The organism is Streptomyces sp., from assembly GCF_035645055.1.
Classification (GTDB): Bacteria; Actinomycetota; Actinomycetes; order Streptomycetales; family Streptomycetaceae; genus Streptomyces.
In genome coordinates this window covers 1-24,795 of record NZ_DASQNH010000037.1, presented here as the reverse complement: position 1 = coordinate 24,795, position 24,795 = coordinate 1, and the positions used below count along the sequence as shown (strand labels likewise).

Below are 24,795 nucleotides of genomic sequence, written 5' to 3'. Positions count from 1 at the left end.
GGCGCGACGGCCGTCCGGCCCGCGCGACGGCCGTACGAAGAGCTGTGGGGGCGCTTCGTACGGCCGGGGTTCACCGCCCGCGGGTGTCTAGCGGTAGGTGATGTCCGAGGTGGAGTACAGGCAGTTGGTGCTGTCCGGGCCCGTGCCCACCGCCGTGTTGTTGTTGTACTTCTGGCAGGGGACGACCTTCCGGCCCGCGTCGTTGTAGATGGTGATGTTCCGCAGCGTCGCCACGTCGTTGCGGTTGACGTTGATGCCGACGAGCCGCGCGGTGGTGCCGGTCCCGGTCACCTCGATGGTGTTGAGGTTGACCTTGCGGGTGTACTGCGTGGAGCAGTCGCCGCAGGACCGGTACAGGGTCTTGAACTCCTGCACGGCGAAGTTGGAGATGTTCAGCGTGCCGCCGCCGTTGTGCTGGAAGACCTTGTCGGCCGCCTTCTTGGCGCCGCCGCCGATCACGTGGTACGTCGCGCCGGTGCCGCCGCGGAAGGTGGCGGCGTCCTCGCCGACGTCCTCCCACCACACGTTCTGGAGGGTGCAGCTGCCCATGCAGTGGATGCCGTCGGCGCCGGGCGCGCCGATGACGACGTTCTTCAGCGTGACGCCGTCGGCCAGCTTGAGGATCGGCTGCTGGCCCTCGGACTGGTCGCCTCCGCCGAGGGCGCCGCTGCCGTAGAGGCGCTGCATCCCGTAGTCCTTGGAGGCGTTCAGGGTGATGGTGGCGCTCACCGGCTGGCTGCCGGTGGGGGTCGGCCAGGTGGCGGCGCTCGCCGACGGGGCTCCGGTAGTCATGATCATGCCAACCGAAACGCCGAGCGTCGCCAGTGCTCCGGTCAGCGCGCGCCGCCGGGTGCGGACGGGTGTCACAGATGCCATGTCCCGATTCCTTCTGTGGGGGCGGGGTGTCCAGTTCCGTTCATGTACACGAACATGATGCATATGTCTGTACGCCAGGTGCGGGAAGTGCGACGTCTTGACGCCTGGATGGCGCCAGTCGGTCACGCTGTTGAACGGACCGTAGAGGGTAAGCGCTTTCTGGTCAACGCTTCGCGCAGAGCGGATTCGGCCAGTCCCGAGGGGGGCGTGATCCGGGTGAACGTCGGCGCGGCGGCTCCCGTGTGACGGTGTGGGAGCGCTTCCACGGTGCCTTCGCCCCGCTGGTGTGCTCGCACCGACGACCCCGAGACCCGCGATCAGGAAGGGACGACCACGTGTCCGCCACCGCCGGCACCACCGCGAGGAGAAAACCCCTGCGCACAGCGCTTGCCGCGCTCTACGGAGCGCTCGTGCCGCTGCTCGCCGCGCTGCTGCTCGCCGCACCACCGGCCGCCGCCCGCACCGACGCCGCCGCCGACGTGCCCTACGCCACCCTGACCGAGGTCACCGGCTTCGGCAGCAACCCCAGCAATCTCCAGATGTACCTGTACGTCCCGGAGCGCGTCACCCCGAACCCGGCGGTCCTGGTGGCCGTCCACTACTGCGGCGGCTCCGGACCGGCGATGCACAACGGCACCGAGTACGCCTCGCTCGCCGACCGCCACGGCTTCATCGTCGTCTACCCGTCGGTCACCCGGTCCAGCAAGTGCTTCGACGTCTCCTCGCCGCAGGCCCTGCGCCGGGGCGGCGGCAGCGACCCGGTCGGCATCAAGTCGATGGTCGACTGGGTGCTCGGCACGTACGACGCCGACCCGAAGCGGGTCTTCGCCACCGGCATCTCCTCCGGCGCGATGATGACCAACGTCCTGCTGGGCGTCTACCCGGACGTGTTCGCCGCGGGCGCCGCCTTCGCCGGAGTCCCCTTCGGCTGCTTCGCCACCACCGACGGCTCCGAGTGGAACAGCGCCTGCGCGAACGGCACCGTGACCCGCACCCCGCAGCAGTGGGGCGACCTGGTCCGCGGCGCCTACCCCGGCTACACCGGGCCGCGGCCCCGGATGCAGCTGTGGCACGGCACCGAGGACGACGTGCTGCGCTACCCCAACTTCGGCGAGGAGATCGAGCAGTGGACGAACGTCCTGAGCGTGAGCCAGGCCCCGGCGTCCACCGACACCCCCGCCACCGGCTGGACCCGCACCCGCTACGGCGGCACCGGTGACCGCGCCCCCGTGGAGGCGATCAGCCTCCAGGGCGTCGGGCACAACCTGTACGCCTACGGCACCATGGGCGCCCGCGTGCTCACCTTCTTCGGCCTGGCCGGCCAGGACCCCGGCCCCCAGCCGCAGCCGTCCGGCTGCGCGGTGACCGCGACCACCAGCGCCTGGAGCAGCGGACTCACCGCCTCCGTGACGATCACGAACACCGGTACGGCGGCGATCAACGGCTGGCGGCTGGGCTTCACCCTCCCCGCCGGCCAGACCATCACCAACGGCTGGGGCGCCACGTACGCCCCGGCCGGCGGCGCGGTGACGGCGACGAACGCCGCGTACAACGGCACCCTCGCGCCGAACGCCTCGGTGACCATCGGCTATCAGGCGAACCACGGCGGCAACAGCGCCGCGCCCGGCGCCTTCACGCTGAACGGGACCGTCTGCGCGACCGCCTGACCGACGGGCTCGCACGGTGGCCGGAGGAGATCCCTCCGGCCATCGGTGTTTGCCCCGCTTTCCACGGGTGACTGGGTGTTTTACGGGAACTCGGGCTCATGCACACACCCCATCCGAGGGAGGCGGGGAGCGTCATGACACGGAAGCCGTCCTCCGTTCTGACCGAACCGGTGCGCCTCACCGGTTCGGCACTGCGCCGGCTGCCCGGCGCGGGCGTGGTGGGCAGGGCCGCCGAGGGCACGCTGGACACGATCGGGGCCGTCTCGCCGCGCGGGCGCCGGATCGCGGTCTACACGGGAGCCGGGCTGCTCGGCGTCGCGGGTGTCGTCGAGTGGCCGGTGGCGGTCGCCGGAGCGGCCGTGGCCTGGCTGACCCAGCCGAAGCCCGGGCAGCAGGAGCAGCGGGCGACGCGGACCGGCACGGGCGGGCCGTCCACCGGCGCGTCCGTGACGACGTCCGGTGGCCGTACGCAGGTGTCCGGCGGCCCCGCGCAGGTGTCCGGCGCGACCACGGCGGCCGGCAACCGGACGACGGCCGCCCGGCCGAAGGCGGTCCACGGGACCGGCACGACGACCATCAAGGCGGCGACCGCCCACCAGCGCACGGCGGCCCGGCGGCGCACCGCGGCCATGGGCCGCACGGATCCGAACGAGTGAGCACGAGGTGACCGCGGAGCGATACATATCGCCCGCGAACTGACCACAACCGACCACCAACTGATCACCAACCGAGCAGGCTGAGCACGAGCTGAGGTGTGCGATGGGGTTGCTGACGGGGCCGGTGACGGCCGTGTCCGGTGCCCTGCTGGCCGGGCCCCGGCTGCTGGCGCGCGGGACCGCGCCCGCCGTGGGCATGGCCGCGGGCGCGGCGGCCGGGACGGCGCGGGCCGGAGTGCGCGGCGCGGACTCCGCCGTCCGGGTCGCACGGGTCGCGCGGGCCGCCGTGCTGCCCGGGCAGAGGCGTGACTGGCGATCCGGGCGGCGGGCGCACCTGGCGCTCAGGACCGCCGCGCCGGAACGGGCGCACGAGACGGACGGGACGGCCCATGCCGCCCGGCGGGTGGCCGCCGCGCTCGCGGAGCGGCCCGACGTGGCGTACGCGTACTGGGACGGCGGGCTGTCCCGCCTGGTCGTGGCCGCGACCGAGGCCGCCGTGGCCGACACGGTCCTGGAGAAGGCCGCCGACCTCGCCGAACGGCACGGACTGGCCCCCGACGACGAGTCGGTGGAGGAGTTCGCGCATCCCGGCGACCCGGTGGGAGTGCGCACCGCCGTGCTGGCGCTGGGCGCCGACGCGCTCGGGGCCGGGGCCGCGTTCGCCGCCGCCGCGCTGCGGCTGCCGCCCACACCCAAGTTCGTGTCGGCGGGCAACACCCTGCTGCGCGAGCACCCCCGCTTCCGTTCCTGGCTGCGCGGACGGCTGGGCGACTCCCGCGCCGACCTGGTGCTTGCCGCCGTCAACGCGGCCGTGCACGGCGCCGGCCAGAACCCCGTCGCCCTCCTGCTCGACGGCTCGCTGCGCACCTGCGGACTGGCCGAGACCCTGGCGCGGGGCGCCGCCTTCGACGCCGTCCACGACCGGCTGTGCGTACCGCACCGGGACGGCGTGGCCATGGACCGGTTCCCGCGCCCGCCGCTGCGCCGCACCCCGGCCCAGGAGTACGCCGTCCACGCCGAGTCCGGCGCCCTCGTCGGCGCCCTCGCGACCCTGCTGGTCAAGCACAGCGCCGGCGAGGCGGCCGAGGCGGTGCTCGCCGGTTCCCCCAAGGCCGCCCGCTACGGGCCCGCCGCCTTCCACGCCGCCCTCAGCTGCGCCCTGGCCCGCACCGGCGTACTGGTCCGCGACCAGCAGCGGCTGCGCCGCCTGGAGACGGCCGGGACGGTCTTCCTGCACCCCAGCGCGCTGCGCACCCCGGACGGCGACGCGGATCCGTGGGCCGAGCCGGTGCTCGACGCGGCGCGCCGCGCCAAACTGCGGGTGGTGGTGGGCGACGACCCCGCCCTCACCGACTTCATCGGCCTCGCCGACCACATCGTGCCGGCCGGCCGCCCGCCCGCCGAGGCCGTGGACCGGCTGCGCCAGGACGACGGCTGTGTGATCACCGTCGCCCGGCCCTCCTCCGTCGACGACACCGACGTCCTGGAGGCCCTGTTCGCCGGTGACCTGGCCGTCGCGCTCGCCGACCGCGACGCGGCCGTCGCCTGGGGCGCGGACGTGCTCACCCCCCACGGCCTGCCGGACGTCTGGCGGCTGCTGGCCGCGGTGCCCGCCGCCCGCAAGGTCGGGCGCCGGTCGCAGACGCTGGCCCGCTCGGGCGCCGCGCTGTCCGGACTGCTGGTCGCCGTGGGCGAGTCCCGGCGCCAGAGCAACCCGCTGCTGCCCGGACTGCGGCACGCGCCCGTCGACGTGGGCGCCGCGGCCGCCCTGCTCGGCGGGGTGCGCGCGGCCGTCGGCGTGGCGTTGGCGCGGGCCCCGCACCCCCGGCCGCGGGTGGCCTGGCACGCCCTGGACCCGCGCTCGGTCCAAGCCCGCCTCGCCGACCGTCTGGAGGACGAGGAGACCGCCGTCGAGCAGGCGGTGGACCGGGTGCGCGAAACCGTCGGCACGGTCGGGCGGATGCCCGGCATGGCTCCCGCCCGCTGGTCGTTCCAGCTCGCCCGCGCCGTACGCAACGAGCTGGACGATCCGCTCACCCCGGTGCTCGCGGTCGGCTCGGCCGCGTCGGCCATACTCGGCTCCGTCGCCGACGCACTGCTGGTCGTCGGCGCGCTCGACCTCAACGCCCTGGTCGGCGGAGTGCAGCGGCTGCGGGCCGAGCGGGCGCTGTCCGGACTGGTCGCCGAGCAGAAGCAGAAGGCGCGCGTGACGGCCGACGGTGAGGCCGGGGCCCCGCAGCCCCGGCGCGACCGGCGGCGGCGCGGCCCGCGCACCGTGGACGCGGCCCGCCTGGTGCCGGGTGATGTCATCGAGCTGAACGCCGACGACGTGGTGCCCGCCGACGCCCGGCTGCTGTGGGAGGACGGCCTGGAGGTCGACGAGTCGGCGCTGACCGGCGAGTCGCTGCCGGTCGACAAGCAGGTGGAGCCGACCCCGAGCGCCGCCGTCGCGGACCGCCGCTGCATGGTGTTCGAGGGGACGACCGTGGTCGCCGGGCACGCCCGGGCCGTCGTCGTGGAGACCGGCGACCGCACCGAGGCCTCCCGCGCGGTCCATCTCGCCGCCCGCACCCCGCCGGCCGGGGGCGTCCAGGCCCGGCTCCAGGAACTCACCCGCCAGGCCCTGCCGCTCACCATGGCGGGCGGCGCCGCGGTCACCGGTCTCTCGCTGCTGCGCGGCACCCCGATCCGCGAGGCGGTCAGCGGCGGCGTGGCGGTGGCGGTGGCCGCCGTCCCCGAGGGGCTGCCGCTGGTGGCGACGGTGGGCCAGCTGGCGGCGGCGCGGCGGCTGAGCCGGCGCGGCGTCCTGGTGCGCACCCCGCGCACCCTGGAGGCGCTGGGCCGGATGGACACCATCTGCTTCGACAAGACCGGCACCCTCACCGAGAACAAACTCCGCCTGGTCCGGATCGCCGAGGCCGACGGGACGGTCCGCAAGCTCGACGAGGCGCGCGACTCCGAGGTGCTGCGGATCGCCGTACGGGCCTGTCCGCAGGTCAACGGCGGCGAGAAGGTGGTGCACGCGACCGACGAGGCCGTCCTGGACGCGGCCGGACGCGACCCCGAGTGGACGCAGACCGAGGCCCGGCCGTTCGAGGCGGGGCGCGGCTACGCGGGCGCCGTGGGTCACGTGGCGGAGGGCGTGCGGGTGTTCGAGGTCAAGGGCGCCCCGGAGATCGTGCTGCCCGCCTGCCGCGAACTGCCCGAGCACGCGGAGGAGACCGCGCACGCGCTGGCCCGCGACGGCCTGCGGGTGCTGGCGGTCGCCCGGCGCCGCCTGGCCGACGGCGAGAACGACGCCGAGGTCTGCGACGAGCAGCCCCACGACCTGGAGTTCGCCGGACTGCTCGCGCTGGCCGACGTGGCCCGCGAGACGTCGGACGCCCTGGTGCGCGGGCTGCGCGCGGCGGGTGTACGACCGGTGATGCTGACCGGCGACCATCCGCAGACGGCACGGGCGATCGCGCTCGACCTGGGCTGGCCCGAGGACACGGCCGTCGTCACCGGGGACGACCTGGCCGCCGCGGACCGCGGCGAGCGCTCCCGGATGCTGCGCGACGCGGATGTCGTGGCCCGGGTGGCGCCCGAGCAGAAGCTCCAGGTCGTCGAGGCGCTGCGGGACGCCGGCCGGGTGGTCGGGATGGTCGGCGACGGAGCCAACGACGCGGCCGCGATCCGCGCCGCCGACATCGGCGTGGGCATCAGTGCCCGCGGTTCCGCCGCCGCCCGCAACGCCGCCGACCTGGTGCTCACCGGCGACGACCTGACCGTCCTCGTGGAGGCGGTCGGCGAGGGCCGCGCCCTGTGGCACAGCGTCGCCGACTCCGTCGCCATCCTGATCGGCGGCAACGCGGGCGAGGTCGCCTTCGGCATCCTCGGTACGCTGCTCGCGGGCACGGCGCCGCTGTCGACCCGCCAGATGCTGCTGGTGAACCTGTTCACCGACCTGTTCCCGGCGATGGCCGTAGCGGTCACCCCGCAGCAGGACCCGGCGGAGACGGAGTCGAGCGGGCCGCTGGGCACCTCGCTGCTGGGCGCGCCGCTGATGCGGCAGATACGGCACCGGGCGCTGACCACCTGTCTGGGCGCGGTCGCCGCCTGGCTGTTCGGCCGGTTCACCCCGGGCACGGCCCGCCGTACGACGACGATGGCCCTGTGCGCGGTGGTCGGCACCCAGCTCGCGCAGACCCTGCTGGACCGCCGCGACAGTCCGCTGGTCCAGGTCACCGCGCTGGGCTCGGCCGCCGCCCTGGTGGCCCTCGTCCAGACCCCCGTCGCCAGTCGTCTGGTCGGCTGCACCCCGCTCGGGCCCCTCGCCTGGGCGGGCGTCGCGATGGCGATCACCCTGGCGGTGGCGGGGCAGCGGGTGCTGCCGGATCTCGAGCGGACGGTGCTGCGGGTGGCCCGCACGGCCGCCGGCTCACGGAACGCCGAGGACGCTCCACCGAGCCCGGCCGTGGAGGACCCGGCCGTGGAGGACGTCGCGCGGAAGTCCGCCGTCGTGGAGGGCCGGGTCGTGGGAGCGGCCGGAGCCTGAGGCCGGGCCGCCCGCCGGGTGGGGCGGGCGGCTCTCCGGCCCCTCAGCGGTATGCGCCGTGGTGGCTCAGACGGACCGGTGGTACTGGTCCGGCACCCGCACCTCGCCGCCCAGCTCCCGCGCCGCGTGCCGGGCCCAGGAGGGGTTGCGCAGCAGCTCCCGGCCGAGCAGGACGGCGTCCGCCTCCCCGTTGGAGAGGATCTTCTCGGCCTGCTCGGCGTCGGTGATCAGACCCACCGCCGCGACCGGCAGGGTGGTCTCGGCCTTCACGCGCGCGGCGAAGGGGACCTGGTAGCCCGGCCCGGTGGGGATGCGGACCCCGGTGGCGTTGCCGCCGGTGGAGACGTCGAGCAGGTCGATGCCGTGCGCCTGGAGGTCGCGGGCGAAGCGGACCGTGTCGTCGGGGGTCCAGCCGCCCTCCTCCAGCCAGTCGGTCGCCGAGACGCGGAAGAACAGCGGCTTGTCGTCCGGCCACACCTCCCGGACGGCGTCGACGACCTCCAGGGCGAACCGGGTGCGGTTCTCGTACGAGCCGCCGTAGGCGTCGGCGCGGTGGTTGGAGTGGGGGGACAGGAACTCATGGATCAGGTAGCCGTGGGCGCCGTGGATCTCGGCGATCTCGAAACCGGCGGCGAGGGCGCGGCGGGCCGCGTCCGCGAACTGCCCGACGATCGCGTGGATCTGGTCGGGCGTCAGCTCGGCGGGAACCGGGTGGCGCTCGTCGAAGGGGACCGCGCTCGGCGCGAGCGGCTGCCAGCCGTGCGCCTCCGGGCCGACCGGCGCCCCGCCCTTCCAGGGTCGGTCGGTCGAGGCCTTGCGCCCGGCGTGGGCGAGCTGGACCGCCGGAACGGTGCCCTGGCCGGTCAGGAAGCGGGTGATCCGGCGGAACGCCTCGACCTGCGTGTCGTTCCAGATCCCGAGGTCGTACGGCGAGATACGGCCCTCGGGGCCGACCGCGGTCGCCTCGACGATGATCAGGCCCGTGCCGCCGGCCGCGCGGGCCGCGTAGTGGGCGAAGTGCCAGTCGTGCGGCACACCGGTCGCCGGCCCTTCGGAGGCCGCGGAGTACTGGCACATCGGCGGCATCCACACGCGGTTGGGGATCGTCACATCGCGCAGGGTGAAGGGCTCGAAGAGCGCGGTCACGGCGGGCTCCATTCGTCACGGACCGAAGACTTGGCTCGTACGATAGGCATCGTAGTACGGCAGATGTCAAACTACGATGGTTCTCGTACGATGGGGGTCCCGACGAAGTGGAGCCAGCAGCCGTGACCACCGCCCGTGCCAGCCGCACCCTGCCCCACCCGGCGCGCGACGAGATCCGGCTGGAGGGCGTGCTCCACGCGCTGTCCGACCCGATGCGGCTGCGGATCGTGCGGGAGCTCGCCGCCGACGGCGACGAGCTGTCCTGTTCGCAGTTCGTGCTGCCGGTCACCAAGTCGACCACCACGCACCACTTCCGGGTGCTGCGGGAGAGCGGGGTCATCCGGCAGATCTACCGGGGCACGGCCAAGATGAACGGCCTGCGCCGGGACGACCTGGACGCTCTCTTCCCGGGGCTCCTCGACGCCCTCCTCGGTGCCGCAGCCCGGCAGTCGGCCCGGCTCGGCGAGGGCTGAACCGGCCCGGGAGGGCGAGCCGGAGGTGCTCTATGGGGCGTTCCCGCGCGCCGCCGCCAGGAGGGACTCCCAGTCGGGCAGCTTCACCACACTCCGCCCCAGCGACGCGCCCAGCTCCGCCTCCGCCCGCTCGATGGCCCGCCATCCCTCCCACTCCACCGGCTCGACGCCCTCGGTGCGCAGCACGGTCAGCGGATCCTCGGGCACCTCCCGGCGGACCAGGGCGGGGGCGTCCTCCAGCAGCGAGGTCACCGTCTCCTTGGCGCACGGCCGGTTGGTGCCGATCACACCCGTGGGGCCCCGCTTGATCCAGCCCGCGACGTACTCGCCCGGCGCGACGACCCCGTCGCGCACCACCCGCCCGGCCAGATGCGGCACCGTGCCGCTGCCGGCGTCGAACGGCAGCCCCTCCAGCGGCACCCCGCGATACCCGACCGACCGCAGTACCAACTGCGCCTCGACCACCTCGAACTCGCCCGTGCCCGTCACCCCGCCCCGCCCGTCGGGCACCGTCCGCTCGAACCGCACCGCGCCCACCCGCCCCGCCTCGGCGAGCAGTTCGACGGGGCGCAGGAAGAACCGCAGCCGGATCCGGCGCGGCGCACCCCGCGGCGTCCCGTCCGCCCAGCTCCGCAGCGCCTCCACATTGCGGCGCTGCGGAGCGGGCAGCGCGGACGGATCGGCGTAGCCGGGATCCAGCGCCAGCTCGGCCGGGTCGACGGTCACCTCGGCCTCCGGCAGCGCGCCCAGCTCGCGCAGCTCCTTGGTGGTGAACCGGGCCTGGGACGGTCCGCGCCGCCCCACCATCTGGATCTCCGTCACCCGGCTCGCCGTGAGCGCGCGCAGCGCCGCGTCCGGCATGTCGGTCGGGCTCAGCTCGGCCGCGCCGCGCGCCAGGATCCGGGTGACGTCCACCGCGACGTTCCCGACCCCGATGACCACGGCCGACCGGGCGTCCCGTACGAAGCTGTCGTCGACGGCGTCCGGATGGGCGCTGTACCAGGACACGAACTGGGTCGCCGACCAGCTGCCCGGCAGGTCCTCCCCGGGGATGCCCAGCCGCCGGTCGGTGGCCGCGCCCACGCAGTACACCACCGCGTGGTACAGCTCCCGCAACCGGGCGGCCGGCACACCATCCGGGCCGACCTGGACCCCGCCGAGGAACCGCACGCGATCGTGCTCCAGGACGGTCCGCAGGTTGTTCTGCAGCGACTTGATCTTCTCGTGGTCGGGCGCCACTCCGTAGCGCACCAGGCCGTACGGGCACGGCAGCCGGTCGAGCACGTCGACCCGTGCCAGGGGTTCCTGCTGGACCAGGGTCTGGGCGGAGTAGACCCCGCTCGGCCCGGATCCCACGACGGCGACACGCAGCACGGCGGAACTCCTTCGTCCCGTATTCGCGGTCGGTTCCAGCATCGCACCGCCGGGGCTGCGCTGACAGGGTGCCGTCCGGGCGAGCGGACGCGTGTCCGTTCGTATGGATTGTGATCATGAGGTTACGTTGCGTGTGTGCTAGAAGCATCCTTTCTTAATCTGTCCGATCGACGGCCGGAGGATGGCGCGGTGTCCGTGTGGCCCGCGTGGGAAGTGCGGGAGGACGGCGGCGCGACCGCCTGGCTCCAGGTGCGGCTGGCCTTTCCCGACGGCGCCGGCGTGGAGGCGCTGGCCGTGCTGGCGGACGGGAACGTCTCCCTCGAGGACGTCCGGGCCCGGCCCGCGCTCTCCCTCGACGATCTGGTGGAGCTGGCCGACTGGATCGAGGGGCCGTTGTTCGAGGCGTGCGGGATCGCGAGCGAGACCGTCGAGGACGACGGCGCGGGCGAGGGCGACGCGGAGAGCGAGGACGGGTGCGCGGGTGCGGGTGTGGGTGCGCGCAGGGCCCGGCCGCCGTTTCCGCGCGGGATCCAGGGGCGGTGGCTGGTGGCGCAGGAGTACCGGGCCGCTCAGGCCGAAGGCGCAGATCCGGTGCTCGCGGTGATGTGCGCGACCGGGCACAGCCGCCGCAAGTCGCTCCGGCTGATCGCCCAGGCGCGTGACGCGGGCTTTCTGGCGCCGCGTCACGCCCGGCGTACCTGAGCTCGACGAGCTTCAGCGCCTCATCCGCTGACCGGCATCACAGCATCCGCCGCATCCGGGTGATCTCGCTCGTCTGCTGGGCGATCACATCGTCCGCCATCTCCTCGATCTTCACGTTGTTCCCCTGCGACTTGGCGTCCGCCGCCATCGTGATCGCCCCCTCGTGGTGGGTGATCATCAGGGTCAGGAACAGCTGGTCGAAGGCCTTTCCCCGGGCCGCCCGCAGATTGCTCAGCTGGGTCTCGGTGGCCATGCCGGGCATGGCGTGGTGCTCGTGGTCCTCGTCCGTCGCCGGCTTGCCGTGCTGTTCCAGCCAGGCTTCCATCACGTCGATCTCGGGACCCTGGGCCGCCGCGATGCGCTCGGCGAGCTTCCTCACCTGCGTCGACTCCGCACGGTCCGGGGCGAGTTCGGTCATCTCCAGGGCCTGGGTGTGATGCGCGATCATCATCCGGGCGTAGTCCACGTCCGCCGAGTTGGGCGTGTCGTCGTCGGCGCGCTGCTGGGCCGCCTCCTGCGCGGACAGCGTCCGGTTGTCCTCCCCGGGCTTGCCCGGCACGAGCACCGAGGGCCCGCTCGTCCGGTCCGGTTCGGGCGTCGAGGCGGAGTCGCAGGCGCCGAGTCCGAGTACGGCCAGCGCGGTCAGCGCGGTCAGCGGGACCGTGCCACGCAGCGTGCGGCGGTGGAGCAAGACGACCTCCTGTGACGGGCGGAATGCGGGGCGCACCTCGTGCGTGCCGGGATCCGTCTTAACACGTCGGTGAGGACTGTCCGGCGAAAACATTCATTACATGTCTGTTGCCCCCCTGTTGATTTGAGCATGACCGAGACGATACTTCGGGGGTCCGTGAACCGTTCCCTTGCGAACGGAACAAGGGAGGAAGCAGTGACCCTGTTGAACAATTCCCGAACGCGGCGCAGACGCCTGGGAATCGCCACGGCCGCGGCCGGGCTCCTGGCCGCGCTGCTCAGCGCCCAGCCCGCGGTCGCCACCCCCGACCCCGGAGACTCGCCGGCCGCCGACAAGAAGGTCTCGCAGAGCACCCGGCAGGAGGTGCGGGAGGCGGTGCGGAGCGGGGAGATACCCGGCCAGGACGAGATCGTCCACTCCGCCAACATCCGCCACCTGGCGAACATCCCCAAGGACGTGCTGCCCGGCACCAACTCCGACCTGGCCTTCCAGGGCAGATACGCCTTCGCCGGCAACTACGACGGCTTCCGCGTCTTCGACATCAGCGACCCGAAGGCCCCCAAGACGGTGTCCCAGGTGCTGTGTCCCGGCTCGCAGAACGACATCTCCGTCTCCGGTGACCTGCTGTTCCTGTCCACCGACTCCTCGCGCAGCGACAGCAGTTGCAACAGCACCACGCAGCCCGCGACCGAGAAGTCCTCGTGGGAGGGCATGAAGGTCTTCGACATCAGCGACAAGCGCAATCCGAAGTACGTCGCCGCCGTCGAGACCGCCTGCGGCTCGCACACCCACACGCTGGTGCCCGAGCGCCGCAACGTCTACATCTACGTCTCCTCCTACTCGCCCAACGCCGCCTACCCCGACTGCCAGCCGCCGCACGACGGCATCTCCGTCATCAAGGTGCCGCGCCACGCCCCCGAGAAGGCGGCGGTCGTCGGCTTCCCGGTGCTGTTCCCGGGGGAGGGCGCCGACGGCGGCGGCAACCCGGGCGGGCCCGTCAACCCGGGCGTCTCCAAGACCACCGGCTGCCATGACATCACCGTGCTGCCGTCGAAGGACCTCGCGGCCGGCGCGTGCATGGGCGACGGCATCCTGTTCTCCATCGAGGACCCGGAGCACCCGAAGGTCATCGACCAGGTGCAGGACAACGTCAACTTCGCGTTCTGGCACTCGGCGACCTTCAACCAGAAGGCGAACAAGGTCGTCTTCACCGACGAGCTGGGCGGCGGTGGCGCGGCCACCTGCAACGCGGCCGTCGGCCCGAACCGCGGCGCGGACGGCATCTACGACATCGTCGGCAAGGGTGACAAGCGCAAGCTCGTCTTCCGCAGCTACTACAAGATCCCCCGCCACCAGGCGGACACCGAGAACTGCGTGGCCCACAACGGTTCGCTGATCCCGGTCAAGGGCAAGGACCTCATGGTCCAGGCCTGGTACCAGGGCGGTGTCTCCGTCTGGGACTTCACCGACTCGTCCAGGCCGAAGGAGATCGCGTACTTCGAGCGCGGCCCGATCAGCACCGAGCGCCTGGCCGGCGGCGGCTCCTGGTCGGCGTACTACTACAACGGCCACATCTACTCGAACGACATGGTCAAGGGCTTCGACGTCCTGAAGATCGACGACCGGCGCACGGACCCGGCGCGGTGGGTCCGGCTGGACGAGCTCAACGTCCAGACACAGCCGGACTACTTCGACTGACCGGTGACCGGGGGATCCGTCGCGAAGAACCGTGACAGGTCCCGGTCGCACTCTCCGCCGGGCGCCTCGGCGTCCGGCGGGGAGCCCAGCTCCCAGTCCAGGCCATAACGCCGGAACAGCTCGGCGCGCATGGGGGAGATGGGCATCCCGACGTTCGGCAGCACCATCGCGTAGACCGCGCCCATGAGCTGGGCGCGCAGCATCGGATAGTCGCACCCGGTGTCCCGCGAGCCGTGCCGGGCCACGGTCTCGCTCAGCAGCTCCGCGAGCCGCTGCTGCTCCGGGCACTGCACGAAACCCTCCGCCTGCAACAGTCCCGCCATGTGCTGACGCATCAGCACGGTCCGGTCGCGGGCCAGGCCCAGGATCGCGTCGATGGCCCGCGCCATCCGCTCCCGGCCGTCCTCGGTACGCGGTTCGCGTTCCAGCGCTTCCTCCAGCGTGCGGTGCATCAGCCGGTGCACCGCCGACTGCACCAGGTGGCGCTTGCCGGGGAAGTAGTACGACACCAGTCCGCGCGCCGAACCCGCCCGGTCCGCGATGTCCCCCAAGGTCGTGGCGTCGTAGCCGCGTTCACTCACGAGTTCCACCGCTGCCTGAAGCAGCCGTTCCCGGGAACGACGCCGCAACTCTTCATTGACCGCGGCGCTTCGAGGGGACATCCTGTAACTCCTGCGTTGACTGGCTGCCAGCCAACTATACTCAACGCGTACCGGCGGGCCCGTGCCCGGACCCGGCCGGGTACGCCGCCTGCCTCGGGCGACGCGGGGGATCGTCCGAGGCGGGCGGCGCCATCGGGACTGTGCTGTCAGGCCACCTGGTCCAGAACCGGGCGCGGCCGTCGGGCCGCCGGCCGACCGGCGGAAGGGCACCGAACAACGCACGGCAGGGCCCAGCGCCGCGGCACCGCCGTCCTTGCCGGGGGCGTCGTCCACCATCAGCCCCGTGAGATCCGGCCCGCTCCGCGCTCCCGCGCTCCGCCGCTCAGGCGTCCATGCCGGCGGTCGCGCGGCCCGCCGTGCCGGGGCGGAGCGCGCGGCGTTGGTCCTCCGGGCCGACGTGCCGGTTACCGCCGCCCGATGCGCTCACGGCCGCAGTCGCTGATGGACGGTGACCGCCAGGGCCGCCACCGCCGCGCCGAGCAGCCAGCCGCCGATGACGTCGGTCGGCCAGTGGACGCCCAGCCACACCCGGGTCAGACCGACGCCGGCCACCGAGACCACCGCCACGGTGACCGCCGTACGCCACAGGGCGCGGCCGGCGCCATGGCGGTGCAGCAGCCACAGCAGCAGGCCGCACACCAGGGTGGCGGTCATGGCGTGGCCGGAGGGGAAGGCCGCGTAGTGGGCGGAGTCGACGGGGTCGGGCCAGACCGGCCGGTCGCGGCCCACGGCGGCCTTCAGGGACTGCTGGAGCGCGGTGCCGAGTGCGACCGTCGCCACCAGCCAGAGTGCCGTCCACCGCGCTCTGGCCCGCCACGCCAGCCACACCACGACCACACCGCACAGGATCCGCATGGTGTTCGGATCCCACACCCAGTCCGTCAGGATCCGGCAGGCGTGGGTGAGGCCGGGTTCGTCGACCGCCCAGCGGTGGGTGGTGCGGGAGACATCGCCGTCGAACGAGAGCAGCGGCTTCCATTCGGCGGTGACGAGAGCGAGCAGCAGCACCGAGCACAGGGCCAGGGCGGTGCCGGCGCGCGCCGCGCGGCCCTGCCGGGGCGGACGGGGCGGGGAGTCGACGGAGGGGGAGTGCATGGTGCGATCCTCGCCGAAGGGAGGGGCGGATGGTCAACCCGGGCCGGGCGGTGGGGTGTCCCGGCCGCTGGCGGACCGCCGGCCCAGCGCCCGCGGTCCGGGGACGAATGTCACCAGAACCGGCGTCACCAGAACCGGCACCACCGGTACCGGCGCCGCCGCGGCGGTCGGGCGGAGCCGGCGGGCCGCGATGAGCCGGTGCGGGAGGGTGAGCAGCCGGTTCACCCGCTGCGGGAGGTGCGCCTGCGGGGCCGGGCCGGAGCCCAACACGTCCCGGTCCGCGTCGAGTTGCACGAGTCCGGCGCGGTGGCCGGAACGCCGCGAACACCGGCACCCGCGGAAATCCGCCCGCCGGCGCGTCCGGGCAGCGCAGCAGTCATGCCGCGGGGGCCATCATGGGCTCAGACCTGCGGGCGGCGGCTGCTCGGCGGTGCGACCCGCTGCCGCGAGGTGACGCGGATTGCGACGGACTTCGTCGCGCCGCCGGTCGCCGGGCCGTCGGTGCGCTCACATGGTCAGCAGCATCGCCACCATGGCGATCCCCATCGACAGCCGGCAGGCCCGCGCCAGCTCCGGGCGGTCGCCCCAGCCGGCCGGCGCGCGGGACGCGCCCGCCACCGCGGGGACGGGAATCAGCCGGGCCCCGGTCAGCAGCACGTAGCCGGCGAAGTAGAGCAGCAGGCCGCCGGTCAGCAGCGGAATCCCGCCGTCGCCGCCGTGGGCGTGCCCGCCCGCCGGGGCGGCCGCCATCACCGCCGCCATGTAGACCATGGCGAGGGCGCCCACCAGATGGTGCAGGTGGTGGGCGGCGATCCGCGCCGCCCACAGGGCGCGCAGCGCCGCCGCGCCGAAGACCACCGCGTATCCGGCCCAGGTCCACTGCGGCGGGGTGAAGACCGCCGCCGGGACCGCCATCGCGGCCATGCCGAAACCCATCAGCGCCTCGCCGCCCGCGGCCCGGCGCTGCTCCTCGACGCCGCTGCGCATCCGCAGCAGGCAGTACGCGCCGGTCGCCGCGCACAGCGCGACCAGCAGCCATCCGGACGGAGCCGGTCCGTGCACACGCGCCTCCCCGCTCGACGGTCGGTCGAGGACTGCCCGGCCCGGCCGGTGCGCACGCGAGCGCACGGAGGTACGCGGGGTGGCACGCGGGGAGCGCGGGATCGAACGGCCCGAAATCATTTACGAGTAAAACACCTTCCAAGGTTTGGTTTCATGAGCAGTGCGGACCCCTCCCCGACGACCTCCCGGCCACGCCGGCTCCCGCTCACCGCGGCGCTCCGCCCCGGCCGCCCGTCCGAGATCTGCCGCCCTCTGCCAGGCCAGTCTCGCCCTCACCTGGAGCCGGGGCGTGCAGCGCGTCGTCGGGAACCTCGCCGGCGTCCTCGTCTTCACCGCCGTCGCCCCGCTCGCCCACCTCGGCCAGGCCGCCCTCGTCCTGTGCCGTCTCGCCTTCGGCTTCGGCGCGGAGGCGCTGATCAGCCGCAACTACTGGCTCGGCAGCGTCTGCGTGACCCCGATGGCCCTGCTGATCACCGAGTTCACCGGCTACCAGAACCCCGGTGAGCTGGTCACCGAGCGGATCGCCGACACCCTCGTCGGCGCGCTGGTCGGCCTCGCCGCCGCGGTCGCGGTCACCAACCGCCGCGCGGGTGCCCGCCTCGGCCACGCCCTCGCCGCCGCCGAGCGCGCCCGCGAGCGCGCCGCCCGGCTGCTCGCCGAGCCGCACCCCGCGCCCGGCGCCCTGGAGGCCGCCCGCCGCGCGCTCGCCGCCGCGCTGGTGGAACTGCGCGCCACGGCCGACGCCGCGTCCGGCGAATGGTGGCAGCGCACCCCGCCCGAGGACCGGGTCGAGCGCGCCGAGCAGGCCGGACACCGTACCCTCGCGGAGACGGTACGCCGCCGGGGACTCATCCTGGACGGGCGAGCGGACGATCCGACGGCGGACGGCCCGACGGCGTGCCGCGCGACAGCGGACGACAGCACGGAGGACCTACGGCCATGACGGGGACGAACGGGCGGCCGGGTGCGGGAGCGAGCGGTGAGGCCGTGCGGGCCGACACCGTGGGCGCCGTCGTACGGCAGTGGCGGGCCGTCCACCCGGACCTCGACACCGGGCCCATGGAGATCATCGGCCGGGTCAACCGCTGCGCCGCCCTGCTCCAGCAGGCCGAGGACGCTCCGCTGCGCCGGGCGGGACTCAGCCGCCCCGAGTTCGACCTGCTCGGCGCGCTGCGCCGCACCGGCCATGAGCTGACACCCGGCGAGCTGGCCCGGGAGACCTTCTCCTCGGGCGCCGCCGTCACCAAACGGCTCAAGCAGCTCACCGAGCGCGGCCTGGTCGAGCGGCGCGGCGACAGCCGTGACCGCCGGGTGGCCCACGTCCGCCTCACCGACGCCGGACGCGAGCTGGTCGACGGCCTGCTGCCCGACCAGCTGGCCTACGAGAGCGCCGCGCTGTCCGGCCTCGGCACCGCCGAGCAGGGCGAACTCGCCGGCCTCCTCGGCGATCTGCTCGCCCAGCTGGAGGGGCGACTGGGCGGGCTGCGGACCTGAACCACGGCCGGAGCGGGGCGCGGGTCACAGGACGTCGTGGGCGGTGCGCCGGTAGGTGGAGCGGCGCTCGTCGATCCCCGCCCACCGGTCGCCGTAGACGGTAGTGACGCGCGGCTCGCGGACGAAGTCGTGCGGGAAGCCCAGCGGTACGGCGCTCACCTCGTCGAGCCTGGCGACGGCGTCCGCGTCGAGCCGGACACCCACGGCGCCCAGGTTGCCGGCGAGCCGGCTCTCCTTGGTCGCGGCGACGATCGGCACCACGTTGCCGGGCCGGCCCAGCAGCGAGGCCGGCGCCACCTGCGCCGGGCTCCAGCCGCCCTGCTCGGCGATCTCCACCACGGCCTTGACGACGGTCTCCTCGCGCGGGTCGCACGTACCGCCCGCCGCGCCGAGCCGGCCCGACTCGCCCCGCAGATGCTTGCCGGTGAGCTTCCCGGCCGCCAGCGGCGCCCACGCCGGCACCGCCTGGTCGAACGCCCGGGCCTGCGGGAGCAGTTCGCGCTCCGGGGTGCGTTCCAGCAGGTTGTAGCGCAGCTGGGAGCCCGCGAACGACGTCCGGGCCCCGGCGGGAATCACGTCATCTCTCGCCGGATGCCCGGTACACCCCGAACATCGCCCCCTGCGGGTCCCGCAGCACCGCGATCCGTCGGCCCTCGGGCACCGAGGTGGGCTCCATGAGCACCGTGCCCCTGGCCGCGGTCGCCGTCGCGGCGGCGTCGTCGACGTCTTCGACGGCGAAGTACGGCAGCCAGTGCGGGGGCACCTCGTGCGGGAACTTGTCGTCCATCGTGATCATGCCGCCGAAGTCGGCGCCGTCGACACCGAACTGCGGGTAGCGCTCCAAGGGGCGCACGGTCCAGCCGAAGACCGTGGTGTAGAAGCGCTCCGCGCGCGCGGGGTCCCGGGTCAGCAGCTCCACCCAGCCGAGCGTGCCCGGCGCGTTCAGCACCCCGGCGCCGGGGAACTCGCGCGCCTGCCACAGCTGGAAGGCGGCCCCGCCCGGATCGAAGGCCACGACGAACCGGCCCAGGTCGAACACGTCCATGGGCCCGAGCAGCACCTTTCCGCCCGTCTCCTCGACCAGTCGGGCGGTGGCGTCCGCGTCGGCCACGGCGAACGACACGTTCCAGGCCACCGGCTGCGACTCCTGGTACAGCGGGGCCAGCGCCGCGACCGGCGCGTCGCCGAGGTGCGCGATCGTGTAGCCGCCCGCCTCCTGGCGCGGGTCCGTCTCGGACCGCCAGCCGAACAGCCGCGTGTAGAACCGCTGGGCCCCCTCCAGGTCACTGGTCCCCAGCTCCGCCCAGCAGGGCCCACCGGTCACCGGCGCGTCGAGCTTCATGGCGTTCCCTCCGCAGACGGCCCAGGACGTGACGTCCCTCTGTCAGCACGCTAACCGTGCCCGCGGGCCCCGGCCATCCGGACCGGCGCCGTCAGATGCCAGGCCGGTACCGAAGGGGGTGGTCCGCCGGGACCTCCACGAGGACGATCGGGACCCCGTCCGGGTCGGCGATCCACATCTCCACCAGCCCCCACGGCTCCCGCACCGGCGGCCGCACGACCTCCACGCCCCGCTCGCGCAGCTCCTCGTGGGCCGCGTGGACGTCGGCGACCTGGAGCCAGAGGCGTACGGCGGGGGAGGGCGGGGTGCCGGAGCGGCCGGAGAGCTCCAGGAAGCCGCCGCCGAGGAAGTAGACGGTGCCCCGCTCCGGACCGGTGCCGAACTCCCGGTAGACGGCGAGGCCGAGCCGCTCGCCGTAGAAGGTCCGGGACCGCTCGGGGTCGGTGGGGCGCAGCAGAATCCGGCTGCCGAGTACATGCACCATGCGCCGGAGCCTAGGCCCTGTCCCCGGGGTTACCCTCGTCCCTGCCCGAGCCGCGCCGTTGAAACGGAGACGCACCGCATGGAGACCGCGACCACCGGACTGACCTTCCGTGACGCCACGGACGCCGACGTGGACACGTTGGTGGCGCTGATCGAGTCGGCGTACCGCGGGGACGCCAGCCGGGCCGGGTGGACCACCGAGGCGGACATCCTCGAAGGGCAGCGGACCGATCCGGAGGGGGTGCTGGAGGTGGTGAAGTCGCCCGGCAGCCGGCTGCTGACGGTGGAGCGGGACGGCACCATGGTCGCCTGCTGTCAGCTCGAACACCGCGGCGCGTACGCCTACTTCGGCATGTTCGCGGTCAGCCCGGGGCTCCAGGGCGCAGGCCTGGGCAAGGCGGTGATCGCGGAGGCGGAGCGGCAGGCCCGGAAGACCTGGGGCGTGCGGGAGATGCACATGACCGTGATATCCGTGCGCGAGGACCTGATCGCCTGGTACGAGCGGCGCGGCTACCGCCGTACGGGAAGGATGTCGCCCTTCCCGTACGGCGACGAGCGCTTCGGCATCCCGCAGCGTCCCGATCTTCAGTTCGAGCTGCTGGTCAAGCCGCTGGTGTGAGCCGCTGGTGGGAGCGGTGCGGGCGCGTTCACGCGGTGAAGCGGCCGGTGCGTTTGATGTCCGGGTAATCGGTGGTCGCGCCGTCCAGCTCCAGGGCCCGGACCAGCCGCAGATGCTTCTGCGAGTTGACCACCCAGCCGATGACCCGCAGGTCGGCATCGCGCGCGTGCTCGACGACCTCCAGGGTGAGCCGGCGGATGTCCAGGCAGACCGTCCGGGCACCGGCCTGCGCGGCGCGTTCCACGATGTCGGTGCCGTAGCGGCTCGCGATCAGCGCGGTGCGCACGCCGGGCAGCAGCCGGGCCGTCTCGGCGACGGCGTCGTCGTGGAACGACGACACCTCGATCCGCCCGGTCAGGTCCCGCCGCCGGATCACCTCCACCAGCGCCCGGGCCGCCGCCACGTCCTTGATCTCCGCCTGGATCGGGGTGCTCACCGCCTCCAGGACCTCCTCGAAGACCGGGATCCGCTCGCCCTCGCCCGCGTCCAGGGCGCGCAGTTCGGCGAGCGTCTTCTCGGCGATGGGACCGCTGCCGTCGGTCGTGCGGTCCACCTCGGCGTCGTGCATGACGACCAGGGCGCCGTCCTTGCTGAGATGCAGATCGAGTTCGATGACGTCGAGGCCGGCCTGTTCGGCGGCGACGAAGGAACGAAGGGTGTTCTCGGGCTGGACGCCCATGACTCCGCGATGACCGATGGTGAGGAAGTTCAAGGTTCCCTCGCTTCCTGTCGACGGACAGGTTCGTCAGCCTAGTGCGCCCGCCGTCCGAGAGAGCCGAACGTGCGGGCCACTCACTCCGGAGTGGTCGCCTCCACTGTGACGGGCAGGAAAAAGTTCGGTGATGATGGGGGTGCGCAGGATAATTTCCCGCCCCCTCTCTTGCTGGGAGAAACCGCATATGCGTACGGTGTCTTTACGCAAGGTTCTCCAGCGGAGGATGGGACATGACGGAAATTCTTGTGCAGGTGGGTACGGAGGGACAGGTTCCTCCGGTGGCCAGGGTCGTGGAGCACCCGGCATGGCCCGTGCTCAAGGATGCCGTGGAGCGGATCCGGCCATGGCAGTCCAAGGACGGATCGATCGACTTCGAGGCCGAGGGCGCCCCGGAACGCGCGCAGGCCGAGGCCGCCGTGCGGGAGGTCGCCGAAGCCGTGGAGACGCTCTCCCCGCTGCTCCCGCACGACGCCGCCTACCACGCGGCCCTGGTGAAGGACCTGCGCCGCTGGGCGGACGGGGGCTTCCAGGTGCCGGACTTCCTCGACTCGCTGCTGGCCTTCCAGCCCGCCGCCAACCGCGCGGACGGCCTCCAGCACCTCGTCGTCTTCCCGATGTACACGCAGAACGGCAACCCCGACCGCAACCTCGAAGCGGTCGTGCTGCGCATGGTGTGGCCGCAGTGGCTGGCCGAACTGGAGCGCACCCGCTACGACAACCCGCTGTTCTGCGGCATCAAGTTCGAGGACTTCACGGCCGGCTACGACACCAACTCCGCCGTGCTCTTCCCCGAGACCATCGCCGTGCGCGAGGCCCCGGAGCGGTTCACCTGGGGCGGCATCTTCTGCGACCGCGAGGCCGCCCGCTTCCGCCGGGTCACCGCCGCCGCCGTCGGCCTCCTGGGCCTGGAGCTGCCCGAGGACATCGCCGCGATGGTCCACGACCAGAAGCGCTGCGAGGAGGCCTTCGTCCTGTGGGACATGGTCCACGACCGCACCCACAGCCACGGCGACCTGCCGTTCGACCCGTTCATGATCAAGCAGCGCCAGCCGTTCTGGATGTACGGTCTGGAGGAGCTGCGCTGCGACCTCACCGCCTTCAAGGAGGCCGTGAAGCTGGAGGCCGACGGCGTCCCGCAGGCCCGTGACGTGCAGTACGCGGTGCTCTTCGACCGCATGTTCCGCTTCCCGGTCACCGGCGAGCGGGTGCGCAACTACGACGGTCTCGGCGGCCAGCTGCTCTTCGCCTACCTGCACAAGCACGACGTCGTCCGCTGGACGGACAACAAGCTGTCCATCGACTGGAAGCGTGCCCCCGCGGTCACCAACCAGCTGTGCGCCGAGATCGAGAAGCTGTACCGCGACGGCATCGACCGCCCCAAGCTCGTGCACTGGTTCGCCGGCTACGAGCTGGTCTCCACCTACCTCGCCCCGCACCCGGGCTCGAAGTGGGCCAAGGGCCCGGACGCCCTGGATCTGACCCAGCCGCCGCGCAAGCTCGTCGATGACGTGCTTCCGGACGAGTTTCCGCTGAGCATGTTCTATGAGGCACTGTCCAAGAAGCTGAAGAACGTGATCGCCTCCACCAAGGGCATCACGGCGGACAGCACCGAGCGGATCGCCGCGTGAGCGACCGTCGTACCGAGAACACTGCTCAGGAGGCGAAGAACATGGGGAACGGGGCTCTCAGCGGTGCGGTGATCGCGGTCGCCGGCGCGGGCGGACCCGCGGGGCGGGCGACGCTGCTGCGCCTGGCCGAGGCCGGCGCCACGGTGGTCGGCGCCGACAACGACCCGGAGCGGCTCGCCGAAGCCGTGGACGCGGCGCGGTACGCCTCCGGCGGCGCCACGGTCACCGGGGAGACGGTCGACCTGCTCAACCTGGAGGCCACCCGCGACTGGGCCACCCGCACCGAGAAGGAGTTCGGCCGCGTCGACGGCCTGGTGCACCTCGTCGGCGGCTGGCGCGGCAGCGAGACCTTCACCAAGACCAACCTCGACGACTGGGAGCTGCTGGAGCTGCTGCTCATCCGCACCGTGCAGCACACCTCGCTCGCCTTCCACGAGGCGATCCAGCGCAGCGACCGCGGCCGGTACGTGCTGATCAGCGCGGCCGGCGCCAGCAACCCCACCGCGGGCAACGCCTCCTACGCGGCCGCCAAGGCCGCCGCCGAGGCGTGGACGCTGGCCCTGGCGGACTACTTCCGCAAGGCCGGGGGCGAGCAGGGGCCGACCTCGGCGGCTGCGATCCTGGTGGTGAAGGCGTTGGTGCACGACGCGATGCGCGCCGAGCGGCCCAACGCGAAGTTCGCGGGCTTCACGGACGTCAAGGATCTCGCCGAGGCCATCGTCGGCGTCTGGGACAAGCCCGCCGCGGAAGTGAACGGAAACCGTCTGTGGCTGACCGAGAAGCCGTGAACCCCCCGAAGACCGACGCGCGTCGCCATCACGACCCGGAGGTCCGCGGTTTCGCCAGTGACAACTACGCCGGGGCCCACCCGGAGGTGCTCGCCGCCCTGGCCCTGGCCAACGGCGGCCACCAGGTCGCGTACGGCGAGGACGCGTACACCGAGAACCTCCAGCGGATCATCCGCAGCCACTTCGGGGCGACGGCCGAGGCGTTCCCGGTCTTCAACGGCACCGGCGCCAACGTCGTCGCGCTCCAGGCGGTCACCGACCGCTGGGGTGCGGTGATCTGCGCGGAGAGCGCCCACATCAACGTGGACGAGGGCGGCGCGCCCGAGCGCATGGGCGGTCTGAAGCTGCTCACCGTGCCCACCCCGGACGGCAAGCTCACCCCGGAGCTGATCGACCGGCAGGCGTGGGGCTGGGAGGACGAGCACCGGGCGATGCCGCAGGTCGTGTCCCTCGCCCAGAGCACGGAGCTGGGCACCCTCTACACGCCCGACGAGATCCGCGCCATCTGCGAGCACGCCCACGCGCACGGTATGAAGGTGCACCTGGACGGCTCCCGGATAGCCAACGCCGCGGCCTCGCTGGACGTCCCGATGCGGACGTTCACCAACGCGGTCGGCGTCGACATCCTCTCCCTGGGCGGCACGAAGAACGGCGCGCTGTTCGGTGAGGCGGTGGTCGTCCTCAACCAGGACGCCGTCCGCCGGATGAAGCATCTGCGCAAGCTCTCCATGCAGCTCGCCTCCAAGATGCGGTTCGTCTCGGTGCAGCTGGAGGCGCTGCTGGCCAAGGACCTGTGGCTGCGCAACGCCCGCCACGCCAACGAGATGGCCCAGCGGCTCGCCGAGGGCGTCCGGGCGGTGCACGGGGTGGAGATCCTGTACCCGGTGCAGGCCAACGGTGTCTTCGCCAAGCTCCCGAACGACGTGAGCGAGCGCCTGCAGAAGCGGTTCCGCTTCTACTTCTGGGACGAGGCGGCCGGCGTGGTCCGCTGGATGTGCGCCTTCGACACCACCGAGGAGGACGTGGACGCGTTCGTCGCGGCGCTCAAGGAGGAGATGGCCCGCTGACCGGCCCAGGCCGGCTGACC

Annotated in this window: 21 protein-coding genes and 3 pseudogenes; 12 read left to right on the top strand and 12 right to left on the bottom strand. The window is 73.2% G+C overall.

Annotation, left to right across the window (positions count from 1 at the left end; translation table 11 throughout):
* Window positions 1-87 precede the first annotated feature (87 nt).
* Window positions 88-876, bottom strand: a complete 789-nt coding sequence (locus VE614_RS13295; protein WP_324936088.1) for a pectate lyase — start codon at window positions 874-876, stop codon at window positions 88-90.
* Window positions 877-1,211: 335 nt separating this feature from the next.
* Between VE614_RS13295 and VE614_RS13290 the strand changes: the two genes are divergently transcribed.
* From VE614_RS13290 to VE614_RS13280, 3 genes are all read left to right on the top strand, one after another.
* Window positions 1,212-2,543, top strand: a complete 1,332-nt coding sequence (locus tag VE614_RS13290; RefSeq protein ID WP_324936086.1) for a PHB depolymerase family esterase — start codon at window positions 1,212-1,214, stop codon at window positions 2,541-2,543.
* Between the two features lie 134 nt (window positions 2,544-2,677).
* Entirely contained in the window at window positions 2,678-3,199 is a 522-nt protein-coding gene (locus VE614_RS13285) for a hypothetical protein (protein ID WP_324936084.1), read from the top strand.
* 103 nt (window positions 3,200-3,302) lie between these two features.
* Window positions 3,303-7,736 (top strand): cation-translocating P-type ATPase, encoded by a 4,434-nt coding sequence (locus VE614_RS13280; protein ID WP_324936082.1) that lies wholly within the window; start codon window positions 3,303-3,305, stop codon window positions 7,734-7,736.
* A 66-nt stretch (window positions 7,737-7,802) separates the two neighbouring features.
* Here the strand turns inward: VE614_RS13280 and VE614_RS13275 are convergent, their stop codons facing one another.
* Entirely contained in the window at window positions 7,803-8,882 is a 1,080-nt protein-coding gene (locus VE614_RS13275) for an NADH:flavin oxidoreductase/NADH oxidase (protein WP_324936080.1), read from the bottom strand.
* A 107-nt stretch (window positions 8,883-8,989) separates the two neighbouring features.
* Here VE614_RS13275 and VE614_RS13270 point away from each other — a divergent pair, with 107 nt between their 5' ends.
* Window positions 8,990-9,355, top strand: coding sequence for an ArsR/SmtB family transcription factor (locus VE614_RS13270; protein ID WP_324936078.1), 366 nt, complete (start codon window positions 8,990-8,992; stop codon window positions 9,353-9,355).
* 30 nt (window positions 9,356-9,385) lie between these two features.
* Here the strand turns inward: VE614_RS13270 and VE614_RS13265 are convergent, their stop codons facing one another.
* Window positions 9,386-10,729 (bottom strand): FAD-dependent oxidoreductase, encoded by a 1,344-nt coding sequence (locus tag VE614_RS13265; RefSeq protein WP_324936076.1) that lies wholly within the window; start codon window positions 10,727-10,729, stop codon window positions 9,386-9,388.
* Window positions 10,730-10,918: 189 nt separating this feature from the next.
* Between VE614_RS13265 and VE614_RS13260 the strand changes: the two genes are divergently transcribed.
* On the top strand, window positions 10,919-11,431 hold the full coding sequence (locus VE614_RS13260) for a DUF6214 family protein (RefSeq protein WP_324936074.1): 513 nt from the start codon (window positions 10,919-10,921) through the stop codon (window positions 11,429-11,431).
* 37 nt (window positions 11,432-11,468) lie between these two features.
* On the opposite strand, the gene VE614_RS13255 is transcribed toward VE614_RS13260, so the two are convergent.
* Entirely contained in the window at window positions 11,469-12,122 is a 654-nt protein-coding gene (locus VE614_RS13255) for a DUF305 domain-containing protein (protein ID WP_324936072.1), read from the bottom strand.
* Between the two features lie 195 nt (window positions 12,123-12,317).
* Here VE614_RS13255 and VE614_RS13250 point away from each other — a divergent pair, with 195 nt between their 5' ends.
* Complete coding sequence (locus VE614_RS13250; RefSeq protein ID WP_324936070.1) at window positions 12,318-13,820, top strand: hypothetical protein; 1,503 nt, start codon at window positions 12,318-12,320, stop codon at window positions 13,818-13,820.
* Here VE614_RS13250 and VE614_RS13245 read toward each other — a convergent pair.
* The 4 genes and pseudogenes from VE614_RS13245 to VE614_RS13230 all read right to left on the bottom strand — a co-directional run bounded on the left by VE614_RS13245 (window position 13,808) and on the right by VE614_RS13230 (window position 16,639).
* A complete protein-coding gene (locus VE614_RS13245) occupies window positions 13,808-14,482 on the bottom strand; it encodes a helix-turn-helix domain-containing protein (protein ID WP_324936068.1) in 675 nt (224 codons plus the stop codon). The two genes, VE614_RS13250 and VE614_RS13245, sit on opposite strands and share 13 nt — an antisense overlap.
* A gap of 423 nt (window positions 14,483-14,905) precedes the next feature.
* Window positions 14,906-15,577 carry a phosphatase PAP2 family protein gene (locus tag VE614_RS13240; protein WP_324936066.1) on the bottom strand — a complete coding sequence of 224 codons (672 nt, stop codon included), beginning with the start codon at window positions 15,575-15,577 and terminating at the stop codon, window positions 14,906-14,908.
* A 33-nt stretch (window positions 15,578-15,610) separates the two neighbouring features.
* Window positions 15,611-15,953, bottom strand: a pseudogene (locus VE614_RS13235) (hypothetical protein); the annotation flags it as partial.
* A gap of 131 nt (window positions 15,954-16,084) precedes the next feature.
* Window positions 16,085-16,639 (bottom strand): DUF5134 domain-containing protein, encoded by a 555-nt coding sequence (locus VE614_RS13230; RefSeq protein ID WP_324936064.1) that lies wholly within the window; start codon window positions 16,637-16,639, stop codon window positions 16,085-16,087.
* A 241-nt stretch (window positions 16,640-16,880) separates the two neighbouring features.
* Here VE614_RS13230 and VE614_RS13225 point away from each other — a divergent pair.
* Window positions 16,881-17,582: pseudogene (locus VE614_RS13225) on the top strand (FUSC family protein); the annotation flags it as partial.
* Entirely contained in the window at window positions 17,579-18,133 is a 555-nt protein-coding gene (locus VE614_RS13220) for a MarR family transcriptional regulator (protein WP_324936062.1), read from the top strand. The pseudogene VE614_RS13225 and the gene VE614_RS13220, both read left to right, overlap by 4 nt.
* Window positions 18,134-18,157: 24 nt before the next feature.
* Here the strand turns inward: VE614_RS13220 and VE614_RS13215 are convergent.
* The 3 genes and pseudogenes from VE614_RS13215 to VE614_RS13205 form a co-directional block, all read right to left on the bottom strand.
* Window positions 18,158-18,688, bottom strand: a pseudogene (locus VE614_RS13215) (aldo/keto reductase); the annotation flags it as partial.
* A 22-nt stretch (window positions 18,689-18,710) separates the two neighbouring features.
* Complete coding sequence (locus VE614_RS13210; protein WP_324936060.1) at window positions 18,711-19,475, bottom strand: VOC family protein; 765 nt, start codon at window positions 19,473-19,475, stop codon at window positions 18,711-18,713.
* Between the two features lie 91 nt (window positions 19,476-19,566).
* Complete coding sequence (locus VE614_RS13205; RefSeq protein WP_324936058.1) at window positions 19,567-19,959, bottom strand: VOC family protein; 393 nt, start codon at window positions 19,957-19,959, stop codon at window positions 19,567-19,569.
* A gap of 78 nt (window positions 19,960-20,037) precedes the next feature.
* On the opposite strand from VE614_RS13205, the gene VE614_RS13200 reads away from it, so the two are divergent.
* Window positions 20,038-20,577, top strand: coding sequence for an N-acetyltransferase (locus VE614_RS13200; protein WP_324936055.1), 540 nt, complete (start codon window positions 20,038-20,040; stop codon window positions 20,575-20,577).
* Between the two features lie 28 nt (window positions 20,578-20,605).
* Here the strand turns inward: VE614_RS13200 and VE614_RS13195 are convergent, their stop codons facing one another.
* On the bottom strand, window positions 20,606-21,289 hold the full coding sequence (locus VE614_RS13195) for a glycerophosphodiester phosphodiesterase (protein ID WP_324936053.1): 684 nt from the start codon (window positions 21,287-21,289) through the stop codon (window positions 20,606-20,608).
* Between the two features lie 233 nt (window positions 21,290-21,522).
* Between VE614_RS13195 and VE614_RS13190 the strand changes: the two genes are divergently transcribed.
* From VE614_RS13190 to VE614_RS13180, 3 genes are read left to right on the top strand one after another with little or no spacing between them, the layout of a single operon-like run.
* On the top strand, window positions 21,523-22,920 hold the full coding sequence (locus tag VE614_RS13190) for a DUF6421 family protein (protein ID WP_324936051.1): 1,398 nt from the start codon (window positions 21,523-21,525) through the stop codon (window positions 22,918-22,920).
* 41 nt (window positions 22,921-22,961) lie between these two features.
* On the top strand, window positions 22,962-23,708 hold the full coding sequence (locus tag VE614_RS13185; protein WP_324936113.1) for an SDR family NAD(P)-dependent oxidoreductase: 747 nt from the start codon (window positions 22,962-22,964) through the stop codon (window positions 23,706-23,708).
* Window positions 23,705-24,775 (top strand): low specificity L-threonine aldolase, encoded by a 1,071-nt coding sequence (locus tag VE614_RS13180; RefSeq protein ID WP_324936050.1) that lies wholly within the window; start codon window positions 23,705-23,707, stop codon window positions 24,773-24,775. Before VE614_RS13185 ends, VE614_RS13180 begins: the two co-directional genes overlap by 4 nt.
* Window positions 24,776-24,795 lie beyond the last annotated feature (20 nt).